The 21,978-nt window shown below is 71.5% G+C and carries 23 protein-coding genes and 1 pseudogene; 13 read left to right on the top strand and 11 right to left on the bottom strand.

Features of this window, described 5'->3' with window-relative positions; genetic code table 11:
• Together MKK68_RS04320 and MKK68_RS04315 are read right to left on the bottom strand one after the other, a co-directional pair.
• A pseudogene (locus tag MKK68_RS04320) lies at positions 1-194 on the bottom strand (PQQ-dependent dehydrogenase, methanol/ethanol family); the annotation flags it as partial.
• A 93-nt stretch (positions 195-287) separates the two neighbouring features.
• Complete coding sequence (locus MKK68_RS04315) at positions 288-1,322, bottom strand: aspartate-semialdehyde dehydrogenase (protein ID WP_147729787.1); 1,035 nt, start codon at positions 1,320-1,322, stop codon at positions 288-290.
• A 298-nt stretch (positions 1,323-1,620) separates the two neighbouring features.
• Here MKK68_RS04315 and MKK68_RS04310 point away from each other — a divergent pair, with 298 nt between their 5' ends.
• Together MKK68_RS04310 and MKK68_RS04305 are read left to right on the top strand one after the other, a co-directional pair.
• Complete coding sequence (locus tag MKK68_RS04310) at positions 1,621-2,451, top strand: hypothetical protein (RefSeq protein ID WP_244028950.1); 831 nt, start codon at positions 1,621-1,623, stop codon at positions 2,449-2,451.
• Between the two features lie 159 nt (positions 2,452-2,610).
• A complete protein-coding gene (locus MKK68_RS04305) occupies positions 2,611-3,015 on the top strand; it encodes a hypothetical protein (RefSeq protein WP_147729876.1) in 405 nt (134 codons plus the stop codon).
• A gap of 74 nt (positions 3,016-3,089) precedes the next feature.
• On the opposite strand, the gene leuB is transcribed toward MKK68_RS04305, so the two are convergent.
• On the bottom strand, positions 3,090-4,199 hold the full coding sequence (gene leuB, locus MKK68_RS04300) for a 3-isopropylmalate dehydrogenase (RefSeq protein ID WP_244028948.1): 1,110 nt from the start codon (positions 4,197-4,199) through the stop codon (positions 3,090-3,092).
• 268 nt (positions 4,200-4,467) lie between these two features.
• Complete coding sequence (locus MKK68_RS04295; RefSeq protein WP_244028946.1) at positions 4,468-5,430, bottom strand: polyprenyl synthetase family protein; 963 nt, start codon at positions 5,428-5,430, stop codon at positions 4,468-4,470.
• A gap of 198 nt (positions 5,431-5,628) precedes the next feature.
• Between MKK68_RS04295 and mtgA the strand changes: the two genes are divergently transcribed.
• The gene (gene mtgA, locus MKK68_RS04290) at positions 5,629-6,237 is read left to right on the top strand and encodes a monofunctional biosynthetic peptidoglycan transglycosylase (RefSeq protein WP_405044393.1); all 609 of its coding nucleotides are present in this window, start codon (positions 5,629-5,631) and stop codon (positions 6,235-6,237) included.
• A gap of 73 nt (positions 6,238-6,310) precedes the next feature.
• On the top strand, positions 6,311-6,853 hold the full coding sequence (locus MKK68_RS04285; protein ID WP_244028944.1) for a hypothetical protein: 543 nt from the start codon (positions 6,311-6,313) through the stop codon (positions 6,851-6,853).
• Positions 6,854-6,906: 53 nt separating this feature from the next.
• Here the strand turns inward: MKK68_RS04285 and MKK68_RS04280 are convergent, their stop codons facing one another.
• Entirely contained in the window at positions 6,907-8,145 is a 1,239-nt protein-coding gene (locus tag MKK68_RS04280; RefSeq protein ID WP_147729302.1) for an argininosuccinate synthase, read from the bottom strand.
• 308 nt (positions 8,146-8,453) lie between these two features.
• Between MKK68_RS04280 and MKK68_RS04275 the strand changes: the two genes are divergently transcribed.
• The 8 genes from MKK68_RS04275 to MKK68_RS04240 all read left to right on the top strand — a co-directional run bounded on the left by MKK68_RS04275 (position 8,454) and on the right by MKK68_RS04240 (position 15,488).
• Complete coding sequence (locus MKK68_RS04275; RefSeq protein ID WP_244028941.1) at positions 8,454-9,080, top strand: 2-hydroxychromene-2-carboxylate isomerase; 627 nt, start codon at positions 8,454-8,456, stop codon at positions 9,078-9,080.
• Positions 9,081-9,192: 112 nt separating this feature from the next.
• A complete protein-coding gene (locus MKK68_RS04270; protein ID WP_244028939.1) occupies positions 9,193-9,885 on the top strand; it encodes a DsbA family protein in 693 nt (230 codons plus the stop codon).
• 233 nt (positions 9,886-10,118) lie between these two features.
• Positions 10,119-10,688 (top strand): F0F1 ATP synthase subunit delta, encoded by a 570-nt coding sequence (locus MKK68_RS04265; RefSeq protein WP_147728193.1) that lies wholly within the window; start codon positions 10,119-10,121, stop codon positions 10,686-10,688.
• A gap of 74 nt (positions 10,689-10,762) precedes the next feature.
• A complete protein-coding gene (gene atpA / locus MKK68_RS04260) occupies positions 10,763-12,298 on the top strand; it encodes a F0F1 ATP synthase subunit alpha (protein WP_147728192.1) in 1,536 nt (511 codons plus the stop codon).
• 71 nt (positions 12,299-12,369) lie between these two features.
• Positions 12,370-13,257 (top strand): F0F1 ATP synthase subunit gamma, encoded by an 888-nt coding sequence (locus tag MKK68_RS04255; protein ID WP_147728191.1) that lies wholly within the window; start codon positions 12,370-12,372, stop codon positions 13,255-13,257.
• Between the two features lie 48 nt (positions 13,258-13,305).
• Entirely contained in the window at positions 13,306-14,763 is a 1,458-nt protein-coding gene (gene atpD, locus MKK68_RS04250; protein WP_147728190.1) for a F0F1 ATP synthase subunit beta, read from the top strand.
• 4 nt (positions 14,764-14,767) lie between these two features.
• Entirely contained in the window at positions 14,768-15,016 is a 249-nt protein-coding gene (locus MKK68_RS04245) for a hypothetical protein (protein ID WP_244028937.1), read from the top strand.
• A gap of 70 nt (positions 15,017-15,086) precedes the next feature.
• On the top strand, positions 15,087-15,488 hold the full coding sequence (locus MKK68_RS04240; protein WP_147728188.1) for a F0F1 ATP synthase subunit epsilon: 402 nt from the start codon (positions 15,087-15,089) through the stop codon (positions 15,486-15,488).
• Positions 15,489-15,537: 49 nt separating this feature from the next.
• On the opposite strand, the gene MKK68_RS04235 is transcribed toward MKK68_RS04240, so the two are convergent.
• The 6 genes from MKK68_RS04235 to hrpB form a co-directional block, all read right to left on the bottom strand.
• Complete coding sequence (locus MKK68_RS04235) at positions 15,538-16,785, bottom strand: CCA tRNA nucleotidyltransferase (protein ID WP_244028935.1); 1,248 nt, start codon at positions 16,783-16,785, stop codon at positions 15,538-15,540.
• A complete protein-coding gene (locus tag MKK68_RS04230; protein ID WP_147843531.1) occupies positions 16,785-17,042 on the bottom strand; it encodes a DUF6111 family protein in 258 nt (85 codons plus the stop codon). The genes MKK68_RS04235 and MKK68_RS04230 overlap by 1 nt, the downstream gene beginning before the upstream one ends.
• Before the next feature lie 38 nt (positions 17,043-17,080).
• Positions 17,081-17,755 (bottom strand): CoA pyrophosphatase, encoded by a 675-nt coding sequence (locus MKK68_RS04225; protein ID WP_409567163.1) that lies wholly within the window; start codon positions 17,753-17,755, stop codon positions 17,081-17,083.
• 2 nt (positions 17,756-17,757) lie between these two features.
• Positions 17,758-18,336 (bottom strand): DUF1285 domain-containing protein, encoded by a 579-nt coding sequence (locus MKK68_RS04220; RefSeq protein WP_147844602.1) that lies wholly within the window; start codon positions 18,334-18,336, stop codon positions 17,758-17,760.
• Positions 18,337-18,343: 7 nt separating this feature from the next.
• Entirely contained in the window at positions 18,344-18,811 is a 468-nt protein-coding gene (locus tag MKK68_RS04215; RefSeq protein WP_244028931.1) for a PaaI family thioesterase, read from the bottom strand.
• A gap of 106 nt (positions 18,812-18,917) precedes the next feature.
• The gene (hrpB, locus tag MKK68_RS04210; protein WP_244028929.1) at positions 18,918-21,401 is read right to left on the bottom strand and encodes an ATP-dependent helicase HrpB; all 2,484 of its coding nucleotides are present in this window, start codon (positions 21,399-21,401) and stop codon (positions 18,918-18,920) included.
• Positions 21,402-21,580: 179 nt separating this feature from the next.
• Between hrpB and MKK68_RS04205 the strand changes: the two genes are divergently transcribed.
• Positions 21,581-21,871 (top strand): hypothetical protein, encoded by a 291-nt coding sequence (locus tag MKK68_RS04205; RefSeq protein WP_147729502.1) that lies wholly within the window; start codon positions 21,581-21,583, stop codon positions 21,869-21,871.
• The last annotated feature ends 107 nt before the right edge of the window (positions 21,872-21,978 follow it).

Below are 21,978 nucleotides of genomic sequence, written 5' to 3'. Positions count from 1 at the left end.
GCCACCTGGAGGTTCTTGACGTTGCCCGCGTTGATCTGGTCGAGCTTCGAATAGCGCGTGTTGGCGTAGTCGACCGTCTGCAGCACCTGCTCGGCCGGGTTCGCCAAATGCTTCATCAGATCGTCGTTCGCGATCGCCGGGCTGGTCGATGCGAGAGCGACGAGGAGCAGGTGCGGTCCAAGATCGAGATTCATCGCTCGGCAGCCTGATCTGCAAAATGAAAAGGCGCCGCCCGACCAGCGGGACGGCGCCTCGATCAATCATGGATCCCGATCGTCGGACGACGTTCAGGCCGCCTTCCTGTCCCGCCCGATCAGCTTGCGGTTGATCAGGAGCTCGGCGATCTGGACCGTGTTCAGGGCGGCGCCCTTGCGCAGATTGTCCGAGACGCACCAGAAGTTCAGGCCGTTCTCCACCGTCGCGTCCTCGCGGATGCGGGAGATGTAGGTGGCGTCCTCGCCCGCCGCCTCGTGCGGGGTCATGTAGCCGCCGTTCTCGCGCTTATCGATCACCAGGATGCCGGGCGCCGAGCGCAGGATCGCGGTCGCCTCCTCGGCGGAGATCGGTCGCTCGAACTCGACGTTGACGGCCTCCGCGTGGCCGATGAACACCGGCACGCGCACGGCGGTGGCCGTGAGCTTGATCTTGGGGTCGAGCATCTTCTTGGTCTCGGCGACCAGCTTCCACTCTTCCTTGGTGTAGCCGTCCTCCATGAACACGTCGATGTGCGGGATGACGTTGAAGGCGATGCGCTTGGTGAACTTCTCCTGCTTCACCTCGCCGGCCGTGAACACGGCGCGGGTCTGGTTGAACAGCTCGTCCATCGCGTCCTTGCCGGCGCCGGAGACCGACTGGTAGGTCGAGATCACCACGCGCTTGATCGTCGCCGCCTCGTGCAGCGGCTTCAGGGCGACCACGAGCTGCGCCGTCGAGCAGTTCGGGTTGGCGATGATGTTGCGCTTGGAGAAGCCGACCACCGCGTCGGCGTTCACCTCGGGCACGATCAGCGGCACGTCCGACTCGTAGCGGAACGCCGACGAGTTATCGATCACCACGCAGCCCTGCGCGCCGATGCGGGGCGACCACTCCTTCGAGGTCTCGCCGCCGGCCGACATCAGGCAGATGTCGGTGTCGGAGAAGTCGTAGGTGTCGAGGGCTTTGACCTTGAGGATCTTGTCGCCGAAGGAGACTTCCTGGCCCTGGCTGCGGCGCGAAGCCAAAGCCACGACCTCGTCGGCGGGGAAGGCCCGCTCGGCGAGGATGTCCAGCATCTCGCGGCCCACGTTCCCCGTGGCGCCGACGATGGCGACCTTGTAACCCATCTCGATCAGACTCCGCTTGCCGCGCGCGATCCCGGCATCCGCCGCCCGCGTCGGGCCATGACCCGCCGGCCCCGCGACGTCGCAAGGTGGGACCTGCGGAAGGCGGGAGCAAGGCGCCGGGGTCGCTCGCCTGTCAAGGGAGGCGGCGTCATGCCTCCCACGCTTCGTCATGCATCCCCGCGGCAAGGTTCGATTCACCGCGTGCCGAGAAAGCCGGCCTCGGGCGGCGGATCGAAACCACCGGGGAGGGGATCCGGGCGGAGGATGCAGGCGCTTTCCCGAGGCGCGACCGCATCCGATGGCCACAGACGAGACGTTCCCCGACCTCGCGCCCGCGGCGGCCGCGCCGCGGCGGTGGCGGCTCGTCGCCTTCGCCGGCCGCGCGGTCGGCGCCGTGCTGACGATCGGCGCGCTGTGCGTGCTGTCCCGCGAGACGGCCCGGACGCGTCCGCCCGAGCCGGCACCGGCCCCCGTCACGACCACCGATCTCGGGATCGCCTTCGTGCCGGCTATGACGCTCGCGCCACGGCCCGCCGTGACGGCCGGGCGCCTGCGCCTCGACCTGGCGGGCGAGGCCGCCCGGATCGAACCGCGGCACGGCCCACAGGAGCAGACGCTCGGCCGCGGCGACTTCGCGGCGATCGAGGAGACGCATCTGCGCCTCACCCTGACGCGGGACGCCCCCGAGCCGCAGCCCGGCCTGTTCGTGACCCTGGCGCGGCGGGCGGCGGAGGGCCCGAACCTCTCGGTGATCCGGACCGGCCAGCGCGGGCGGATCGCCACGAAATTCGGTGCGGTCGAGACGCTGGAGGCGACGCTGTCAGGCGCGGGGCGCCGGATCTGCACCGGCTTCGTCACCCTGGAGGCCCAGCCGGCGCGGATCGACGGCTGGCTCTGTGCGCCCCTCGGGCAGCCGCCCGAGCCGCGCACGCTCGCCTGCACCCTCGACGCGCTCACCCTCGACGCGCGCGCCGACCCGGCCACGAGCGCGGTCTTCGCCGACGCGGAGGGCCGCCGCGACGCTAACTGCGACCCGATCCGGGCGCTGTCGTCCGGGGAGCCGGAAGGCCGCACCGGCTCGATCGTGCCGCGCCGCACGCCGCCCGCGCGGAAACCGCAGCATCCTTGAGCGAGCCCTTTGCGCGATTGGGGCGACAATGCGGCAAAACACGCAAGCTGAGCCGTTTTTCCGGAACCGCGGCCGCGCTCGGGCGTCTACCCCGCAACAGGCACCGGATTCTTAATCTCTCGGCGCCATACCCGACCCCGCATTCAAACAAGGTGCGTCATGCGCTCGATCAAGATCGCCCTGCTGGGCGCCCTCGCCGTCACCGGCCTCGGCTTCACCGCGCCGGTCCAGGCCCAGGACGGTTACGCCCCGGGCTACCGCGTCAGCCGTCCGCTGCCGATCCGCATCCGCCCGCGCAGCTGGCTGGATGCCGGCAACGTCGTCGAGCCGGGCAACGGCTCGGTGAGCAACCCGGCCACCAACCCGGTCCTGATCGCGCAGTCGAACCAGCTCAACCCGGTCTACGGCCGCAACGACGGCTACGGCGGCGGCATCCTGCCCGACCCGATCACCAACGGCCCGTTCATCGGCGCCCGGTCGAGCGCGATCCGCAACGTCGACTTCTCGGCGATCGACGCGATCGATCCGACCTCCTACGTCGCGCGCTACGGCAACCCGTACTAAGCCGACACGGACCTCGTCGATCGGGGCGCGCAGCACGGGCTGCGCGCCCTTTTTCATGCGTGGCGTCCCGCCGCTCAGGCCGCGCGGACGCGCAGCTCGGACGCGATCAGCTCGGCCATCGCGCGGGTGCCGAGCACCGGGGCGCCGTCGCCCGCGATGTCGGCCGTGCGCGCGCCGCCGGCCAGCGCCGCGGTGATCGCGCCGTCGACGAGGTCGGCCGCCTCGCCGAGGCCGAACGAGTAGCGCAGGCACATGGCGAGCGAGCCGATCATCGCGATCGGGTTGGCCTTGTCCTGGCCGGCGATGTCGGGCGCCGAGCCGTGCACCGGCTCGTAGAGGGCCTTCCGGGTTCCGCGCGCGTCGACCGCGCCGAGGGAGGCCGAGGGCAGCATCCCGAGCGAGCCGGTGAGCATGGCGGCGACGTCGGAGAGCACGTCGCCGAACAGGTTGTCCGTCACCAGCACGTCGAACTGCTTCGGGCGTCGCACCAGCTGCATTGCGCAGTTGTCGGCGAGCACGTGCTCCAGCGCGATCCCCGCGTAGTGGCGGGCGTGCACCTCGGTGACCACCTCCTTCCAGAGCACGCCGGACTTCATCACGTTGTGCTTCTCGGCGGAGGCGACCCGGCCGGAGCGCTTGCCCGCGAGATCGAAGGCGACGTGCGCGATCCGCTCGATCTCGGCGGTGGTGTAGACCTGCGTGTCCACGGCCCGCTTCGAGCCGTCGGGCAGGGTGGTGATCTCCTTCGGCTCGCCGAAGTACACGCCGCCGGTGAGCTCGCGCACGATCATGATGTCGAGGCCCTCGACCAGCTCGCGCTTGAGCGCCGAGGCGTCGGCCAGCGCCGGGTAGCAGATCGCCGGGCGCAGGTTCGCGAACAGGCCGAGGTCCTTGCGCAGCCGCAGCAGGCCGGCCTCGGGGCGGATCTCGTAGGCCACGCCGTTCCACTTCGGCCCGCCGACGGCCCCGAGCAGGATCGCGTCCGCCGCGTCGGCCTTGGTCAGCGTCGCATCCGAGAGCGGCTTGCCGTGGGCGTCGATGGCCGAGCCGCCAACGAGGTCGGTCTCGGTCTCGAAGGTGGCGAGCCCGGTCTCGGCCAGCGCCGTCAGCACCGTCTCGACGCCGGCCATCACCTCGGGGCCGATCCCGTCGCCGGGCAGGAGCAGGAGCTTGTAGGTGGTCATGGAGTTCGCCTCTTATCGATGGGTCATTGAGAGCCGTAACGACTCACTTCGACCGGCCTTACCGATCTTCGACTGTCCCACTCCACTTCCGCATCCTGAGGCGATGGAGCGAAGCGGAGGCCTCGAAGGAACGCTCCAGAGATCGCGAGGGTGCTGGAGAACTCCTTCGAGGCCCGCTCACGCGGGCACCTCAGGATGAGGGCGTGGGTGGGACGATCCGATCGAACCGGCGCGAAACGCGCGCCCTGATTCGACCGCTTTAGAAACGTCACACCTTCCGCGCCACCGTGAAACGGGCCGCCTCGCACAGGGTCCGCGCCCGGTCGCCCCAGCGGGCCACCGCCTCCTCGCAGACGCCGACCAGCCGGTCGCACTCGGCCCGGGCGCCGTCGAGGCCGAGGCGGTCGACGAGGGTCGCCTTGCCGGCGTCCTTGTCCTTGCCGGTGGCCTTGCCCATCGCCTCCGGCGAGGCCTCGCGGTCGAGGATGTCGTCGGCGATCTGGAAGGCCTGGCCCAGCGCGAGGCCGTAGCGCAGCAGCGCGGCGCGCTCGTCCCTAGTGGCGCCGCCGACCATCGCGCCGGCCTCGACCGAGAAGGCGAGGATGGCGCCGGTCTTCATCGCCTGCATCCGCAGCGTGTCGTCCACGTCGAGGGAGACCGGGCCGAAGCGGCCTTCCGCCGTCAGGTCGAGCAGCTGGCCGCCGACCATGCCGCCCAAGCCCGAGGCGCGGGCGAGGCCGAGCACGAGGTCGGCACGGATCGACGGGTCGGGCTGCCAGGTCGGGTCGGCCACGATCTCGAAGGCCAGGGTCTGCAGCGCGTCGCCGACGAGGATCGCGGTGGCCTCGTCGTAGGCCTTGTGCACGGTCGGCTTGCCGCGGCGCATGTCGTCGTCGTCCATCGCCGGCATGTCGTCGTGGACGAGCGAGTAGCAGTGCACCAGCTCGACGCCGGCGCCGGCCGCGAGCGCGCCGGCCTCGGAGCCGCCGAGCATGCGCGCGGTCTCGACCGCGAGGAACGGGCGCAGGCGCTTGCCGCCGCCGAGCACCGCATGGCGCATCGCCTCCATCAGGCGGGGCGGGCGCACGATCTCGCCCGGGCCGACCTCGGGGCCGAGGCGCTCGACCAGGAAGGTCTCCACCGTGTCGGCCACGCGGGCGAGCTTGTGGGAAAACCCGTCGCCGGCGGCTTGCGACTTGACCGGAGCGGGGTGAGCCTGCGTTGAGGTCATCGGGAACGGGCCTTGGCGGGAGTGGGACGCGACACGGTGCGGGCGGACGATAGCAAAGCGGCGCCGGGTCGCGACGCGCAGAGTACCGAGGCGCGGGACCTGAGGTCGCTGGGGCGCCCGCAGCTGCCGCCACCGTCGCGGCGGGTCCGGAAGCTCGTCGGGCGCATCCTGCTCGTCCCGGCGGTCGGGATCGTCCTCATGCTCGCGCTGGCGCTGCTCTATAGCGCGGTGACGCCGCCCTCAACCCTGATGCTCGGGCGATGGTTGACGCTGCAGCCGGTGGCTCGCGAGGCGGTGCCGCTGTCGGCGATCGCGCCGGCGCTGGTCCAGGCGGTGGTCGCCTCCGAGGACCAGCGCTTCTGCCTCGACAACGGGGTCGACGTCGGGGCCCTGCGCGACGTGGTCGACGACGAGGACGGCCCGAGCCGCGGCGCCTCGACGATCGCGATGCAGACGGTGAAGAACGTCTTCCTCTGGCCCGGCCGGTCCTACCTCCGCAAGGCGCTGGAGATCCCGCTCGCGTTTCTCCTCGACGCGCTCTGGGGCAAGCGGCGGATGATGGAGATCTACCTCAACGTCGCCGAGTGGGGCGACGGCGTCTACGGCGCGCAGGCCGCCGCCCGGCACTGGTTCGGCAAGAACGCCCGCGACCTCACCCGCGGCGAGGCGGCCCTGCTCGCCGCGACCCTGCCGAACCCGATCCGGCGCAGCGCCGGGCGGCCCTCGCGCGGGGTGCGGGCGCAGGCCGAGCGCATCCAGGGCCGGATGGGGCAGGTCGAGGGCCTGATGGGCTGCCTGAGGGGATGAGTTTTTTCAGATCCCCGGTTCGCAGGCCGGCCCGATGCGGTTAGGGAGCGTGATCCGAACGAGAACGAGCGCCATGGCCGAGACCGGCACCACAGAGATCACCCTGGAGCGGATCGCCCTGATCCGCCGCCTCGTCGTCGGCTGGAACGCCGACGGGGCGGGAGCGCCGATGATCCACCCGGACGCGCCCTACGGCTCGACCGCGCGGGACGACGACATCGCCAACGTCACCGGCGACGACGAGGGGGCCGACGCGGAGCACCGGGCGGTCGGCGCGGCGTTCGCCGCCTTCGTCCGCCACGCGGCGCTCAAGCCCGGGCGCTACCAGTACCACAACCCCCTGGCCAAGCTCGATCCGGGCCGGGCCGGCGACGTGTTCCGCGACGCGGACGGCGCCACGCCGGAGCACATCACCTTCGACGTCACCCCCGAGCACCTCGCGCTGATCCCGCACCTCGCCGTGCGCTGGAGCGATGCGCTGGACGTGCCCTGCGTCGACGCGGAGGCGCCCTACGGCGCGACGCCGGTGCCGGATTCCGCCCTGCACCACGAGATCCAGCCGGCGCTGCAGATCTTCCTGCGCTACGCCGACATCGCGCCGGGCGACTACGCCTAGGCCGCGGTCGCCCGGCGGCTTCCCTCCCCCTTCGCGGGGGAGGGTGCAGGCCCTCAGGCGTCCCGCTTCTTGCGCTGCGCCAGGGTCCGCAGCCGCAGCGCGTTGAGCTTGATGAAGCCCGCCGCGTCGCGGTGGTCGTAGGCGACGGCGCCTTCCTCGAAGGTGACGAGGTCCTGGTCGTAGAGCGAGTGCGGGCTCGTCCGGCCGATGACGTGGACGCCGCCCTTGTAGAGCTTCAGCCGGACCTCGCCGGTGACCTTCTCCTGGCTCTTGTCGATCAGCGCCTGCAGCATCTCGCGCTCGGGCGAGAACCAGAAGCCGTTGTAGATCAGCTCCGCGTATTGCGGCATGATCTGGTCCTTCAGGTGCGCCGCGCCCCGGTCCAGCGTGATCGACTCGATCGCGCGGTGGGCCGGCAGCAGGATGGTGCCGCCGGGCGTCTCGTACATGCCGCGGCTCTTCATGCCGACGAAGCGGTTCTCGACGAGGTCGAGCCGGCCGATGCCGTTGTCGTGGCCGAGCTGGTTGAGCCTGGCCAGGAGCGAGGCCGGGGACAGCGCCTCGCCGTCGATGGAGACCGCGTCGCCCTTCTCGAAGCCGACGGTGATGATCGTCGGCGTGTCGGGCGCCTCCTCGGGCGAGAGCGTGCGCGAGAAGACGTAGTCCGGCACCTCGTCGGCCGGGTCCTCCAGCACCTTGCCCTCGGAGGAGGCGTGCAGGAGGTTGGCGTCCACCGAGAACGGGCTCTCGCCGCGCTTGTCCTTGGCGATCGGGATCTGATGCGCTTCCGCGAAGGCGATCAGCTGCTCGCGGCTCTTCAGGTCCCATTCGCGCCAGGGGGCGATGACCGTCACGTCGGGCTTCAGGGCGTAGTAGCCGAGCTCGAACCGGACCTGGTCGTTGCCCTTTCCGGTGGCGCCGTGGCAGACCGCGTCGGCGCCGAGGCGCTCGGCGATCTCGATCTGCTTCTTGGCGATCAGCGGCCGGGCGATCGAGGTGCCGAGCAGGTAGACGCCCTCGTAGACCGCGTTGGCGCGGAACATCGGGAACACGTAGTCCCGCACGAATTCCTCGCGCAGGTCCTCGATGAAGATGTTCTCCGGCTTGATCCCGAGCAGCTCCGCCTTGCGGCGGGCCGGCTCCAGCTCCTCGCCCTGCCCGAGATCGGCGGTGAAGGTGATCACCTCGCAGCCGTAGGTCGTCTGCAGCCATTTCAGGATGATCGAGGTGTCGAGGCCGCCGGAATAGGCCAGCACCACCTTGTTCACGGGCTTCTTGTCGGGCTCGGACATGCGGACCTTCGGGTGTTCGCGGCGATGGGCAGGGGCGAGGGACTTGGGGCGATGGACTTGGGGCGAGGGCCTCGGGCGACGGACCGAAGGCGAGGGCCAAGGGCGGCGGGCCGGGGGTTGCGGCGGCTTATCGCGCCGTCCCGAAGCCTGCAACCGGAACGGCCTGCAACCGGCATGCCGGGACGGACGTTCGATCAGGCGTGCGGGGCGTCGCGGACCCTCGTCCACGCGCCCGAGGCCGCCTCGCTCCCGACACCGACGGGTGCGAGATTTGCGTGCCGACATCCAGACCCGGAGAAGCGATCACCATGGCGCGCCAGCCGACCCTCGAGTTCTGGTACGAGTTCGCTTCGACCTATTCCTACCTCGCCGCCGCCCGGATCGAGGGACTGGCCGTGGCGGCCGGCGTCGCCGTGCGCTGGCGCCCGTTCCTGGTCGGGCCGATCTTCGCCTCGCAGGGCTGGACCAGCTCCCCCTTCAACCTCTACCCGGCCAAGGGCCGGAACATGTGGCGCGATTTGGAGCGCGAAGCCGCGCGCTGCGGCCTGCCGCCCGTGCGCCGCCCCGATCCGTTCCCGCAGAACAGCCTCAGCGCGACCCGCGCCGCGATCCTCGGGCAGGACCAGGACTGGCTGGTGCCGTTCTCGAAGGCGGTGTTCGAATCCTGCTTCGCGCACGGCCGCTCGATCGCGGAGCCCGCGGCGGTGGTCGAGATCCTCAACGGCCTCGGCCTCGACGGGACGCAGCAGCTCAAGGCGGCGGCGAGCGAGGCCAACAAGACCAAGCTCCGCGTCGTCGGCGAGGAGGCGCGATCGCGTGGCATCTTCGGCGCCCCGACCTTCCTGACCGACGACGGCGAGCTCTTCTGGGGCAACGACCGGCTCGAGCAGGCGCTGGCCTGGGCCGCCGGCGAGCGGCCGGGCGACATGCGCTGACGAGAATTCGCGCCGAACGGATCCCGCGGCGAAACAATCCGGCCGAAGGCCCCGACATCGCCTGAATCGCCGGGCTGATGCGCGAGCTCGACACCGCCGCCCGGACGCCGCCATGCCCTTGACCCGCCGCCACCTCCTCGCGACCTCGGCCGCCGCCGCCGGCGTCGCCCTCGCCGGGGCCGCCCGCGCCCAGTCCTACGGGCAGCGGGTCGCGGTGACGAGCGACGAGGGCAGGGCGGTCGCCAACTCGGTGCTGCCCGGCGAGATCACCGGGCAGATCGCGTCCCTGCGCGGCGTCACCTATGTCGGCCCGCGCGAGGCCGAGACGACGCTGTACGAGTTCTTCGACTTCAACTGCCCCTACTGCCGCAAGGCCGCCGCCGACGTGATCGCGCTGCACGCCGCCGACCCGGCGCTTCGGATCGGCCTGGTGCAGAACCCGATCCTGTCGCCGCAATCGGCGCAGGCCGCCAAGGTGGCGCTGGCCGTCCAGCGCAAGCTCGGCTCCGAGGCCGCCTGGGCCTTCTACGGCCAGCTGCTCGGCAAGCCCGGCAAGATCGACGGCCCCGGCGCGCTCGCCGCCGGCACCGCGCTCGGCATCGCCGGCCCGGATCTGGAGACGATCGCCGACAGCGACGAGGTCCGCGAGGCGCTCAAGAGCCAGATGCGGATCGCGGCCGATCTCGGCCTCTACGCGACCCCGTCCTACGTGCTCGGCAATGCCGGCATCCTCGGCCATCCGGGCGCGCGCGCGATGGCGAAGATGATCGCCGCCACGCGCCGGTGCGATCGCCTCGCCTGCTGATCGACACCTGCGGATCGCGGCTTTCGCGCAAGCTCGGCCGGAGCGCCGCCGCCGGCCGATCGCCTTGCGCGGCTCCGGTTGCCATGCTAGGCGGTCGCCGCGCCGGCCGAGGGATCTTCATGGTCCCCGACCGCCCGGCACAATCCCATTTCCCGACGGTCTCCGGCCCGGCGCCCTCAGTACGGCGCGGCCCGGTCGGAACCGAAGGGCCAAGGAACAAGAGAGAGCGACGGGTGGCGCAGAACGGTTCCGAGGGTTCCCTGGTCGGCGGCGTGTCGGGTCGATACGCCTCCGCCCTGTTCGATCTCGCCCGTGACGAGCGTCAGGTCGATGCGACGGCCGAGGGCCTGGAGCGCTTCGACGCCCTGCTCAAGGAGAGCGCCGATCTCCGCCGCCTCGTGCGCAGCCCGGTCTTCTCCGGCGAGGAGCAGGCCGCCGCGATCGGCGCGATCCTCGAGAAGGCCGGCATCACCGGCCTGGCCGCCAACTTCATCCGCCTCTCGGCCGCCAACCGCCGCCTGTTCGCGCTGCCCGGCATGATCTCCGCGTTCCGCAGCCTGGTGCGCGAGTCGAAGGGCATCGTCCGCGCCGAGGTCCGGGTGGCGGAGCGTCCCTCCGACGCGGTGCTGGAAGAGATCAAGGCGAGCTTGCGCGACGTCGCCAAGTCCGAGATCGACCTCGACCTGCACGTTGACCCCAGCCTGATCGGCGGCCTCATCGTCAAGATGGGCTCGCGCATGGTCGACGCCTCGCTCCGGACCAAGCTCAACGGCATCCGTCTCGCGATGCGGGAAGCGCGCTAGGCCGTCCGAGAGGACGCTCCGGCTCACGCCATCACACGTAAACACCTGATTCGAACGAACTGAAGGGCCCGACGATGGACATCCGCGCCGCCGAGATCTCCGCGATCCTGAAAGACCAGATCAAGAACTTCGGCGAGGAAGCCGAAGTCTCCGAGGTCGGCCAGGTCCTGTCCGTCGGCGACGGCATCGCCCGCGCCTACGGCCTCGACAACGTCCAGGCCGGCGAGATGGTCGAGTTCGAGTCGGGCGTGCGCGGCATGGCGCTCAACCTCGAGCAGGACAACGTCGGCATCGTGATCTTCGGCTCCGATCGCGACATCAAGGAAGGCCAGACCGTCAAGCGCACCGGCGCGATCGTGGACGTGCCGGTCGGCAAGGCCCTGCTCGGCCGCGTCGTGGACGGCCTCGGCAACCCGATCGACGGCAAGGGCCCGATCCAGTCGACCGAGCGTCGCCGCGTCGACGTGAAGGCGCCGGGCATCATCCCGCGCAAGTCGGTGCACGAGCCGATGGCGACCGGCCTCAAGGCCGTCGACGCCCTGATCCCGGTCGGCCGCGGCCAGCGCGAGCTGATCATCGGCGATCGCCAGACCGGCAAGACCGCGATCGTGCTCGACACGATCCTGAACCAGAAGCCCGGCCACGCCGCGGGCGGCGACGAGACCTCGAAGCTCTACTGCATCTACGTCGCGATCGGCCAGAAGCGCTCCACCGTCGCCCAGTTCGTGAAGGTCCTCGAGGACCAGGGCGCGATGGAGTACTCGATCGTCATCGCCGCCACCGCCTCGGACGCCGCGCCGATGCAGTTCATCGCGCCGTTCGCCGGCTGCGCCATGGGCGAGTACTTCCGCGACAACGGCATGCACGCCGTGATCTCGTACGACGATCTCTCCAAGCAGGCCGTGGCCTACCGCCAGATGTCGCTGCTGCTGCGCCGCCCGCCGGGCCGCGAGGCCTATCCCGGCGACGTGTTCTACCTGCACTCGCGCCTGCTCGAGCGCGCCGCCAAGATGGGCGATGCCGCCGGCAACGGCTCGCTGACCGCCCTTCCGGTCATCGAGACCCAGGCCAACGACGTCTCGGCCTACATCCCGACCAACGTGATCTCGATCACCGACGGCCAGATCTTCCTGGAGACCGACCTGTTCTACCAGGGCATCCGCCCGGCGGTGAACGTCGGCCTCTCGGTCTCGCGCGTCGGCTCCTCGGCCCAGACCAAGGCGATGAAGAAGGTCGCCGGCAAGATCAAGGGCGAGCTGGCGCAGTACCGCGAGATGGCGGCCTTCGCCCAGTTCGGCTCGGATCTCGACGCCTCGACCCAGCAGCTGCTCAACCGCGGCTCGCGCCTCACCGAGCTCCTGAAGCAGCCGCAATTCTCGCCGCTGAAGATGGAAGAGCAGGTCGCGGTGATCTACGCCGGCGTCAACGGCTACCTCGACAAGATGCCGGTGGCGAAGGTCCGCCCGTTCGAGGACGCGCTGCTCTCCGCGCTGCGCTCCAAGCACGCCGACCTGCTCTCCACCATCCGCGACTCGAAGGACCTGTCGGACGACAGCGCCGCCAAGCTGAAGAGCGTGGTCGAGGGCGTGGCCAAGTCGCTCGCGAACTGAGAACCCGCCGCATCGGGCGCCCGGCGACGGGCGCCCGGTCGTGAACAGGCCCTGAGAGACCGGACCACCCGATGGCGAGTTTGAAGGATCTGCGCAACCGCATCACTTCGGTGAAGGCGACGCAGAAGATCACCAAGGCGATGCAGATGGTCGCCGCCGCGAAGCTGCGGCGCGCCCAGACGGCCGCCGAGAGCGGCCGGCCCTACGCCGAGAAGATGGCGGCCGTGCTCGGCAACCTCGCCGGGAACCTCGTCGGCGGCGTCGGCGCCCCGAAGCTGCTGGCCGGCACCGGCAAGGACCAGACGCACCTGCTGATCGTCTGCACGGGCGACCGCGGCCTGTGCGGCGCCTTCAACTCGTCGATCGCGCGCCTGGCGCGGGCCCATGCCGACAAGCTCACGGCCGAGGGCAAGACCGTCAAGATGATGACGGTCGGCAAGAAGGGCCTCGACCAGCTGCGCCGCCAGTTCCGCGAGCAGATCGTCGAGAGCCAGGACATCCGCGGCAACCGCCCGGTGGACTACCCCTTCGCCGCCGAGATCGCCGACAAGATCCTGACCCGGTACGAGGCCGGCGAGTTCGACGTCGCGACGCTGTTCTTCTCCGAGTTCCGTTCGGTGATCTCGCAGATCCCGACGGCGCAGCGGCTGATCCCGGCGGAGCTGCCCGAGGGCGTGGCCAGCACCACCGGCGCGCCGGCCGACTCGGCCCTGGAGTTCGAGCCGTCCGAGGAAGCGATCCTCGAGACGCTGCTGCCGAAGAACCTCACGGTCCAGGTCTACCGGGCGCTCCTGGAGAACGCGGCCTCCGAGCAGGGCGCCCGCATGAGCGCCATGGATTCCGCGACCCGCAACGCGGGCGAGATGATCAAGAAGCAGACGCTGATCTACAACCGCACGCGTCAGGCGATGATCACCAAGGAACTCATCGAGATCATCTCGGGCGCCGAAGCCCTCTAAGCGCCCTCACCGGCGCACCGACCGCATACCTTTCAAGGGCACGCAATCATGGCAAACACCGCTCTCCCCGGCGCCGGCTCCAACAAGGTCGGCAAGATCACCCAGGTCATCGGCCCCGTCGTCGACGTCCAGTTCGACGGCCACCTGCCGGAGATCCTGAACGCGCTCGAGACCAAGAACAACGGCGCCCGCCTCGTTCTCGAAGTCGCCGCCCAGCTCGGCGAGAGCACCGTGCGCTGCATCGCGATGGACACTTCCGAGGGCCTGACCCGCGGGCAGGAATGCACCGACACGGGTTCGCCGATCATGGTGCCGGTCGGCCACAACACGCTCGGCCGCATCATGAACGTCATCGGCGAGCCGATCGACGAGGCCGGCCCGATCCAGTCCGACAGCCTGCGCGCCATCCACCAGCCGGCGCCGGACTACACCGACCAGTCGACCGAGTCGCAGATCCTCGTCACCGGCATCAAGGTGGTCGACCTGCTCGCTCCCTACGCCAAGGGCGGCAAGATCGGCCTGTTCGGCGGCGCCGGCGTCGGCAAGACCGTGCTGATCATGGAGCTGATCAACAACATCGCCAAGGTGCACTCGGGCTACTCGGTCTTCGCCGGCGTCGGCGAGCGCACCCGCGAGGGCAACGATCTCTACCACGAGATGATCGAGTCCAAGGTCAACATGGACCCGAAGGAGCATAACGGCTCGGCCGAGGGCTCCAAGTGCGCGCTGGTCTACGGCCAGATGAACGAGTCGCCCGGCGCCCGCTCGCGCGTCGCGCTCACCGGCCTCACCATCGCCGAGGACTTCCGCGACCAGGGCCAGGACGTGCTGTTCTTCGTGGACAACATCTTCCGCTTCACCCAGGCCGGCTCGGAAGTGTCGGCGCTGCTCGGCCGCATCCCGTCCGCGGTGGGCTACCAGCCGACGCTGGCCACCGACATGGGCGCCCTGCAGGAGCGCATCACCACCACCAACAAGGGCTCGATCACCTCGGTGCAGGCGATCTACGTGCCGGCCGACGATCTGACCGATCCGGCGCCTGCCGCCTCCTTCGCCCACTTGGACGCGACCACGACGCTGTCGCGCTCGATCGCCGAGAAGGGCATCTACCCGGCGGTGGACCCGCTCGACTCGACCTCGCGCATGCTCTCGCCGGCGATCCTCGGCGAGGAGCACTACGAGGTGGCCCGCAAGGTCCAGCAGACGCTGCAGCGCTACAAGTCGCTCCAGGACATCATCGCCATCCTCGGGATGGACGAGCTGTCGGAAGAGGACAAGCTGACCGTGGCCCGCGCCCGCAAGATCGAGCGCTTCTTCTCGCAGCCGTTCTCGGTGGCCGAGATCTTCACCGGCTCGCCGGGCATCCAGGTGCCGCTGGAAGACACCATCAAGGGCTTCAAGGGCCTCGTCGAGGGCAAGTACGACGACCTGCCGGAGGCGGCCTTCTACATGGTCGGCACCATCGAGGACGCCCAGGCCAAGGCCAAGAAGCTGAAGGCCGCCTGAGGTCTTGAACGGCAAGATCGTCCTTCTGCTCGTCGGCCTCCTGGCCGGCGGCCTCGTCGGCTACGTCACGCGGCCCGAGGCGGCCGAGCTCAAGATCGGGCCGCTCTCGGTCGAGGTGCAGGGCGACCGCCCGGCCGGTGCCCGGGGCGGCGAGCTGACCACCGGTCAGATGCAGCATATCGGCCTGTTCGCCGGCATCGGCGCTCTGGTCGGCTTCGGCCTCGGCTTCGCCACGGACCGGCGCAGGGCCTAACCTCTCAGGTCGGCACGCAGCCTTCAGCAGGCCGCGTGCCGGGAATGACAAACGTCGGGATTCCGAGCGCATGGCCACCTTCCACTTCGATTTCGTCGGCCCCGAGCGGTCGCTGTATTCCGGCGAGGTCGAGTCGGTGCAGCTTCCCGGCACCGAGGGCGAGATGACCGTCCTCGCCGGCCACGCTCCAGTGCTGACCTCGCTCCGCGTCGGCGTGATCGTGGTCACCGAGCGCGCCAACAGCGGCAAGCGCATCTACGTCCGCGGCGGCTTCGCCGACATCGGCCCGACCGGGGTGACGGTGCTGGCCGAGCGCGCGGCGCCGATCGAGGAGCTGACCCCGGAATCCCTCGACCGCGACATCGAGGCGGCCGAGCTGCAGCGCGACGCCACCGAGGACCTGCAGAAGCGCGAGGAGCTGAACGGCCAGATCGTCCAGCTCCAGGAGACCAAGAACCTCCTCAAGCTCTGAGCCGTTCGCCGCTCTCGGCCGAGGCTCCCGAAGCCCGCTCGAACCGCCGTCACCGGTGCGGTTCGGCGGGCTTTTCCATGTCGAGGACGTGCGCGATTAGCGCCTCGGCCGCTTCCGGGCCGACGGGACAGCCCTGGTCGAGCCAGCGCCGGCGCGCCGCCGCCAGGGCGAGCCCGATCCGCGGCCCGGCCGGGATGCCGCGGGCGACGAGGATCGCGCCGGTCACCGGCAGGACCGGGGCCGGGCCGTCCTTCATGTCCCGCCAGGCAGCCGCGGCGTCGGCCCCGATCACCGGCCGCGGCTCGCCGGCGACGACGGCCAGCGCCGCCCCCAGGGCCGCCGTTCCGTGCTCGGCCGCGAGCGCCCGCAGCGCCGGAATGTCGATCACGGCCCGGGTCTTCAAGGCGGCTAGGGCGCGGGCATAAGCCTCGAGGGCGACGTGCTCGGCCTTGGACAGGCGCAGGCTCTCGGCGAGGCGCTCGGCATCGGCCCGCGTCGTCACGGAAAGGGCGGCGAGCCGGTGGATCGTCGGAGCGCCGGCCGCGATCGCGCGCGACAGACGCCCCCTCTCGGCGACGCCCCCGGTGATGCGGGCCAGGAGGCCGGTCTCGGCGAGGACATCGACCGCCTCGAGCGCACGCGGCGCGGCCAGAAGCTTCAGGAATTCCGATCGCACGCGCTCCCGCGACAGGCCGTCGAGGGCCGCCCGCGCGGCGATGCAGGCGGCGAGCGCGTCCGCGTCCGGTCGGCCCTCGCCGAAGCGGGCATGGAAGCGGAAGAAACGGAGGATGCGCAGGGCGTCCTCGCGGATCCGGGTCGCGGGGTCCCCGATGAAGTGGACGCGGGCGGCCGCGAGGTCGGCGCGGCCGCCGGTGGTGTCGTGCAGCGTGCCGTCGGCCCCGAGCGAGAGCGCGTTGACCGTGAAGTCCCGCCGCTCGGCGTCGCGCACGAAGTCGCGGCCGAAGCGGACGACCGCGTGCCGCCCGTCGGTCTCGACGTCCTCGCGCAGGGTCGTGACCTCGACTGGTCGGCCGGCGACGACCAGCGTGACGGTGCCGTGCTCGATCCCGGTCGGAACCGCCTTGAGGCCCGTCGCCCGCGCGCGGGCGATCACGGCGTCGGGCAGCAGCGTCGTCGCCAGGTCGATGTCGGCGGCGTCGATCCCGAGGAACGCGTCGCGGACGCAGCCGCCGACGAGGCGGGTCTCCTCGCCGGCCTGGTCCAGGGCGCCGAGCGCCGCCCGCACCTCCGGCCTGGCGAGCAGCCGTGCCGGGCCCTCGGGGTCGAGGGTGCGCATCAGCGGAACTCGCCCGGCACCAAGCGGCCGTTCTCCATGTGGGTCGGCACGAAGCCGGCGGCATGGCGCTCGGAGAACAGGCCCGAGGCGACCATCGAGGCGATCACCACGGCCAAGCCGGCCAGGACGAGGCGGAAGGCCTGCGCGTCCCAGTGCGCCCGCTGCAGCGGGTTGCGGCCGACGAGCAGCAGGTAGGCGAAGAACAGCCCGAAGGGCAGCAGGAAGAGCCCGAACTCCTCCACGAAGCGACGCAGCATGGCACCCGATCGTTGGGCGCGGGCGATCCCCGCGCGGCTTAAGATTGGGCCTTCGGCCGCCCGAAATCGAGCCGTTCGGCGAGGTTGTGCAGGATGCCCGCTGTCACACCCCAGATCAGCCGCTCGCCGTAGGGGAGGGCGTAGAATCGCCGCTCGCGCCCCTGCCACACCCGCATCCGCAGCTCGTAGTGCGCGCGGTCGGCGAGCACCGCCAAGGGCACCTCGAAGATCGCGTCGACCTCGGCCGGGTTCGGCGCGAGGCGCGCCTGCGGGTCGATCAGACCGATCACCGGCGCCACCAGGAACCCAGTGCCGGACAGGTAGGGATCGAGGTAGCCCAGCATCCGCACGCGCTCCGGCGACAGGCCGATCTCCTCCTCGGCCTCGCGCAAGGCCGCCGCGTGCGGGCTCGCATCGGTCGGGTCGATCTTGCCGCCGGGCAGCGCGACCTGGCCGGAATGGTCGCGCAGGTGGGCGGCGCGCTGCGTCAGCACGATCGCGAGGCCGGTATCGCGCGCGACGACCGGCACCAGCACGGCCGCCCGGCGATGGGGCGGCGGCGGGATCACGGCGCTGCCGTCGGGCTCCAGGCTGTGGTCGCCGCGCGGGTTCGAGGTCGGGTCGTCCGGCCCGGGCGGGTCGCGCGCGAGACGCGCTTCGGCGCGCGCCAGGAAGTCGGCGAGGTCCGCGTCGTGGGTCGGGCTGCCCACGATGCTCACGCCGCATCGGCCGGGGCGATGCGGTGGAAGCGGCCGCCGGCGGCGATCCCGAGCCAGGGGGCGCCGTCGAGGTCGCGTTCCTCGGCCAGGGCGACGAGGTCGTAGGTGAGCGCCCGCGTCACCAGCGCCCAGAGGCCGCGGCGGACGTGGAGATAGGGCTTGAGCGCCCCGGCCTCGCCTTGCGCGAAGCGGAGCTCGTGCTCGGCGTCGACGGGCACGAGGTCGTCGACGTTGGTGCGGAAGCTGATGCGGCGCGCCTCGCCCGCGCCGTCGACCGCCATCTCGACGGCGACGAAGGCCGCATCCTCCACCACGATCGAGACCTTCTCCACCGGCGTGACCAGGACGGTGGTGCCGTCGGGCTCGCGCCGCAGGATCGAGGCGAAGAGCTTGACCATCTTCGGGCGGCGGATCGGCGTGCCCGCGTGGAACCACGTGCCGTCGGCGGCGATGCGCATGTCGATCGCCCCGCAATCGGGCGGGTTCCAGGTCTCGACCGGCGGCAGGCCGCGCCTGGGCAGGTCGGCCAGGGCCGCGCCGAGGCGGCTCAGGGTCGGATCGTCTGAGATGGTCATGGCGCTCTCAGATAGCGTCGCCGGTCGGTCCGGGAACGGGGGGCGCCTCCGGGCGCCGGCGCAGGATCTTCCAGACGCCGGAGGCGACGCCGACGACGCGCGCCGCGTGCCGAAGCTCGCAGCGCAGGAAGACGAGCGAGCCGGTGCGCTTGATCACCTCCGGCGCCACGGTGATCCAGTCGCCCAGCCGCGCGGTGTCGACGAACTGCATCTCCATCTGGATCGTCACGCAGTTCGCCCCGTCGGCCGCCCGCATCGCGGTCTCGCCCAGCGCCCGGTCGGCGAAGCTCATCAGCATCCCGCCGTGGACGACGCCGATCAGGTTGGCGTGCTTGTCGGCGGCCCGGAACGCGTAGGCGCCGTCGCGGACGTAGACCGGGCCGACATGGGCGATGAAGCCGGTGTCGTGGATCAGCGTCCAGCCGTCGCCCTCGGGCTGCCCGGCTTCGGGATTCTGCGGTTCTTCGGTCGGCATGCGGGCGGAGTCTCGATCTCGCGGCGGGCGGTGGCGCCCGGCTTCGTGTCACGGTCGCATCGCGCCCGCCGCCTGTCACCTGTCACCTGTTACCTGCCGTTCGCGCTCATGTGCCGCGCGGCTTGGCGCGGCGGGTCGGCGGCGCCTCCAGCGGGTTCTCCGGCCAGGGGTGGCGCGGATAGCGGCCGCGCATCTCGGTGCGCACGGCGCTCCAGGAGCCGCGCCAGAAGCCCGGGAGGTCGCGGGTGATCTGCACCGGACGGTGGCCGGGCGAGAGCAGGTGGAGCACGAGCGGCGCCCGGCCGATGGTCGGATGCGTCGCCAGCCCGAACAGCTCCTGCACCCGCACGGCCAGGACGGGGCCGCCCTCGGCCTCGTAGTCGATCGGGATCCGCGAGCCGGTCGGCACCTCGACATGGGTCGGTGCCTCGGCGTCGAGGCGGGCCCGGAGGGGCCAGGGCAGCAGTCCCTGCAGCGCCTCGCCGAGGTCGCTGGCGGTGACGGCGTCGAGGCCGAGGCGGCCGAGGAGGGCGGGCGCGAGCCAGTCCTCGACCGTCCCGGCGAGGGCGCCGTCCGCCAGATCGGGCCAGTCGTCGCCTTCCGCCGCACGCAGGAACGCGATGCGGGCGCGCCACTGCGTCAGCGCCGGGGTCCAGGGCAGGCGCTCGAGGCCGAGCCCGGCGATGCCGCGGGCGAGGACCTTGGCTGAGTCGAGATCCGGCGGAACCGGGCGCGTGCGCTCGCCGAGCGTGACGGCGCCGAGACGGCGCAGGCTGCGGGCCCGCAGCGCCCGTGCCGCCGCGTCGAAGGTCACCTGCGTGACGCCCTCGATCCGGTCGGCGAAGCCGGCCTCGATCGCGTCGAGGTCGATCGCGGCGGCGGCGAGGATGCGGGCGTTGCCGGCGGCGCCGACGATGTCGGCGATGACGAGGAACGGCTCGCGGGCGAGCGGGGAGGCGGAGTCGAGGCGCCCGGCCCGGCCGTTGGCCATCACGAACTCGCCCTCGCGCCCGCGCGCCTTCGCGACCCGGTCGGGATAGGCCAGCGCCAGCAACGATCCGGCGCTCGGCTCGGGAGCCTCGCGATCGCCGGATGCCGCGGCCGACCGTGCCCAGCCCTGCGCCATCCGGCGCATGTCGGCGGCGCGCTGGCCGCGGTCGCGGCGGAAGCGCTCGACCCGGTCGGCGAGGTCGACCGCGTCGCCGCCGAGGCCGCGCTCGACCAGGACGGCGGCGAGGTCGGCGGCGGCCGCCGCGGCGCCGAGGCCGGCGGCGGCGACCACCATGCGGGCGAGTCGCGGCGGCAGGGGGAGGGCGCGCAGGCGCCGCCCGGTCTCGGTGAGGCGCCCGTCCGCGTCGATCGCATCGAGGTCGCGCAGCATCGCGCGCGCCTCCTTCAGGGCGGGCGCCGGCGGCGGGTCGAGGAAGGCGAGGGTGCCGGGATCGGTCACGCCCCACTCGGCGCAATCGAGCACGAGGCCGGCCAGGTCCGCCGAGACGATCTCGGGGCGGGTGAACGGCTCGAGCGCGCTGGTTCCGGCCTCGGCCCAGAGCCGCCAGCACACGCCGGGCTCGGTCCGGCCCGCGCGGCCGCGGCGCTGGTCGACCGAGGCGCGGGAGGCGCGCGCGGTCACCAGCCGGGTCAGCCCGAGCCCGGGTTCGTAGACCGGCACCCGCGCGAGGCCGGAATCGACCACGATGCGCACGCCCTCGATCGTCAGCGAGGTCTCGGCGATGCTGGTGGCCAGCACCACCTTGCGCGCGCCGGGTGCGGCCGGCGACACCGCCCGGTCCTGCTCGGCCGGCATCAGCGCGCCGTAGAGCGGCGCGACCGCGACCTCGGGCCCGACGCGGCCTTCCAGCGCCGCGGCGACGCGGCGGATCTCGCCCTGGCCCGGCAAGAAGGCCAGGACCGAACCCGGATCGGCCCGCAGCGCACGTAGAATCGCGTCCGTCATCGCGTCCTCGATCCGGCGGTTCGGATCGCGGTCGGCGTAGCGGGTCTCCACCGGAAAGGCGCGTCCCTCGGACGCCACGACCGGCGCGTCGCCGAGCAGGCGCGCGACGCGGGCGCCGTCGAGCGTCGCCGACATGACCAGGATGCGCAGGTCGTCGCGCAAGCCGGCCTGCGCGTCGAGGGCGAGGGCGAGGCCGAAATCGGCATCGAGCGAGCGCTCGTGGAATTCGTCGAACAGCACCGCGCCGATGCCGGACAGTTCCGGGTCGTCGAGGATCATGCGGCCGAAGACCCCCTCGGTCACGACCTCGATCCGGGTGCGGCCCGAGATCTTCGAGCCGAGCCGGACGCGCAGGCCGACGGTGTCGCCGACGCGCTCGCCCAGGGTGCCGGCCATGCGATCGGCCGCGGCACGCGCAGCGAGACGGCGCGGTTCCAGCACGATGATCTTGCCGGAGCCGAGCCAGGGCGCGTCGAGGAGGTCGAGCGGCACCTGCGTCGTCTTGCCGGCACCCGGCGGAGCGACCAGCACGGCGGCGTTCGAGGATGCCAGCGCCGCGCGCAGGGCGGGAAGCGCCGCATCGATTGGCAGGGGGCTGAGCGGGGACAGAGCAGACGTCGGGGCGGATGGCATCGCGATCGTCCTACCGTGACGATCGGGCGGCGTTACGATTCAAGCCCGCGAACAATCCCGATTTAGCCAAGAAATTAATCCCCCTTCGACGGCACGATTCCACGGCCGATGCCTGGAACGACTTGAGACGCTTGAACTTATAGCCCGGCAGCGCATGAGCGCGGACTGGAGAATTCTTGATGACACGTCTTTCCTTGACCCTTGCGACCGGACTGCTTCTCGGCGGCCTCGGCCTGGGGTCGATCTCCGTCTCCGCCGCGCCCGCGATGCCGCAGGCCGGCATCGTCGCCGGCAGCACGACAGACGCGGTCGCCTATCGCCGCCACTACCGTCATCACCACTCCACCAAGGCCGAGCGCATGATGCGCCGCCGTAATACCATGCGCCACGGGAACCCGAATGCGCGCAACCCGGCGATGCGCGGCTACCAGCAGAACCTCGGCAACACGGTCGGCGGCCCGCGCTACTGATCGATCCGCCTCGAAGCGATGCGAGGAAGCCGGCGCCCCATGGCGCTGGCTTCCTTCGTTCGTCGCGTCGCCGGCAGCGTCCGGCCTTCTCCCCAGCGATCCGGCGG

It is taken from the genome of Methylobacterium sp. E-016 (assembly GCF_022829745.1).
Lineage (GTDB): Bacteria > Pseudomonadota > Alphaproteobacteria > Rhizobiales > Beijerinckiaceae > Methylobacterium.
Note: the sequence above shows the minus strand (reverse complement) of the source record. Positions and strands in the feature narration are given on the sequence as shown.

What these genes read in the sequence shown, in the direction of transcription:
- atpA (WP_147728192.1), top strand. Translation starts at nt 10,763, where the DNA reads ATGGACATCCGCGCCGCCGAGATCTCCGCGATCCTGAAAGACCAGATC.
- atpD (WP_147728190.1), top strand. Translation starts at nt 13,306, where the DNA reads ATGGCAAACACCGCTCTCCCCGGCGCCGGCTCCAACAAGGTCGGCAAG.
- leuB (WP_244028948.1), bottom strand. Translation starts at nt 4,199, where the DNA reads ATGACCACCTACAAGCTCCTGCTCCTGCCCGGCGACGGGATCGGCCCC.
- MKK68_RS04230 (WP_147843531.1), bottom strand. Translation starts at nt 17,042, where the DNA reads ATGCTGCGTCGCTTCGTGGAGGAGTTCGGGCTCTTCCTGCTGCCCTTC.
- MKK68_RS04205 (WP_147729502.1), top strand. Translation starts at nt 21,581, where the DNA reads ATGACACGTCTTTCCTTGACCCTTGCGACCGGACTGCTTCTCGGCGGC.
- MKK68_RS04220 (WP_147844602.1), bottom strand. Translation starts at nt 18,336, where the DNA reads ATGACCATCTCAGACGATCCGACCCTGAGCCGCCTCGGCGCGGCCCTG.
- MKK68_RS04255 (WP_147728191.1), top strand. Translation starts at nt 12,370, where the DNA reads ATGGCGAGTTTGAAGGATCTGCGCAACCGCATCACTTCGGTGAAGGCG.
- MKK68_RS04285 (WP_244028944.1), top strand. Translation starts at nt 6,311, where the DNA reads ATGGCCGAGACCGGCACCACAGAGATCACCCTGGAGCGGATCGCCCTG.
- MKK68_RS04315 (WP_147729787.1), bottom strand. Translation starts at nt 1,322, where the DNA reads ATGGGTTACAAGGTCGCCATCGTCGGCGCCACGGGGAACGTGGGCCGC.
- hrpB (WP_244028929.1), bottom strand. Translation starts at nt 21,401, where the DNA reads ATGCCATCCGCCCCGACGTCTGCTCTGTCCCCGCTCAGCCCCCTGCCA.
- MKK68_RS04275 (WP_244028941.1), top strand. Translation starts at nt 8,454, where the DNA reads ATGGCGCGCCAGCCGACCCTCGAGTTCTGGTACGAGTTCGCTTCGACC.
- MKK68_RS04270 (WP_244028939.1), top strand. Translation starts at nt 9,193, where the DNA reads ATGCCCTTGACCCGCCGCCACCTCCTCGCGACCTCGGCCGCCGCCGCC.
- MKK68_RS04310 (WP_244028950.1), top strand. Translation starts at nt 1,621, where the DNA reads ATGGCCACAGACGAGACGTTCCCCGACCTCGCGCCCGCGGCGGCCGCG.
- MKK68_RS04305 (WP_147729876.1), top strand. Translation starts at nt 2,611, where the DNA reads ATGCGCTCGATCAAGATCGCCCTGCTGGGCGCCCTCGCCGTCACCGGC.
- MKK68_RS04215 (WP_244028931.1), bottom strand. Translation starts at nt 18,811, where the DNA reads ATGCCGACCGAAGAACCGCAGAATCCCGAAGCCGGGCAGCCCGAGGGC.
- MKK68_RS04280 (WP_147729302.1), bottom strand. Translation starts at nt 8,145, where the DNA reads ATGTCCGAGCCCGACAAGAAGCCCGTGAACAAGGTGGTGCTGGCCTAT.
- MKK68_RS04240 (WP_147728188.1), top strand. Translation starts at nt 15,087, where the DNA reads ATGGCCACCTTCCACTTCGATTTCGTCGGCCCCGAGCGGTCGCTGTAT.
- MKK68_RS04235 (WP_244028935.1), bottom strand. Translation starts at nt 16,785, where the DNA reads ATGCGCACCCTCGACCCCGAGGGCCCGGCACGGCTGCTCGCCAGGCCG.
- mtgA (WP_405044393.1), top strand. Translation starts at nt 5,629, where the DNA reads ATGCTCGCGCTGGCGCTGCTCTATAGCGCGGTGACGCCGCCCTCAACC.
- MKK68_RS04295 (WP_244028946.1), bottom strand. Translation starts at nt 5,430, where the DNA reads ATGACCTCAACGCAGGCTCACCCCGCTCCGGTCAAGTCGCAAGCCGCC.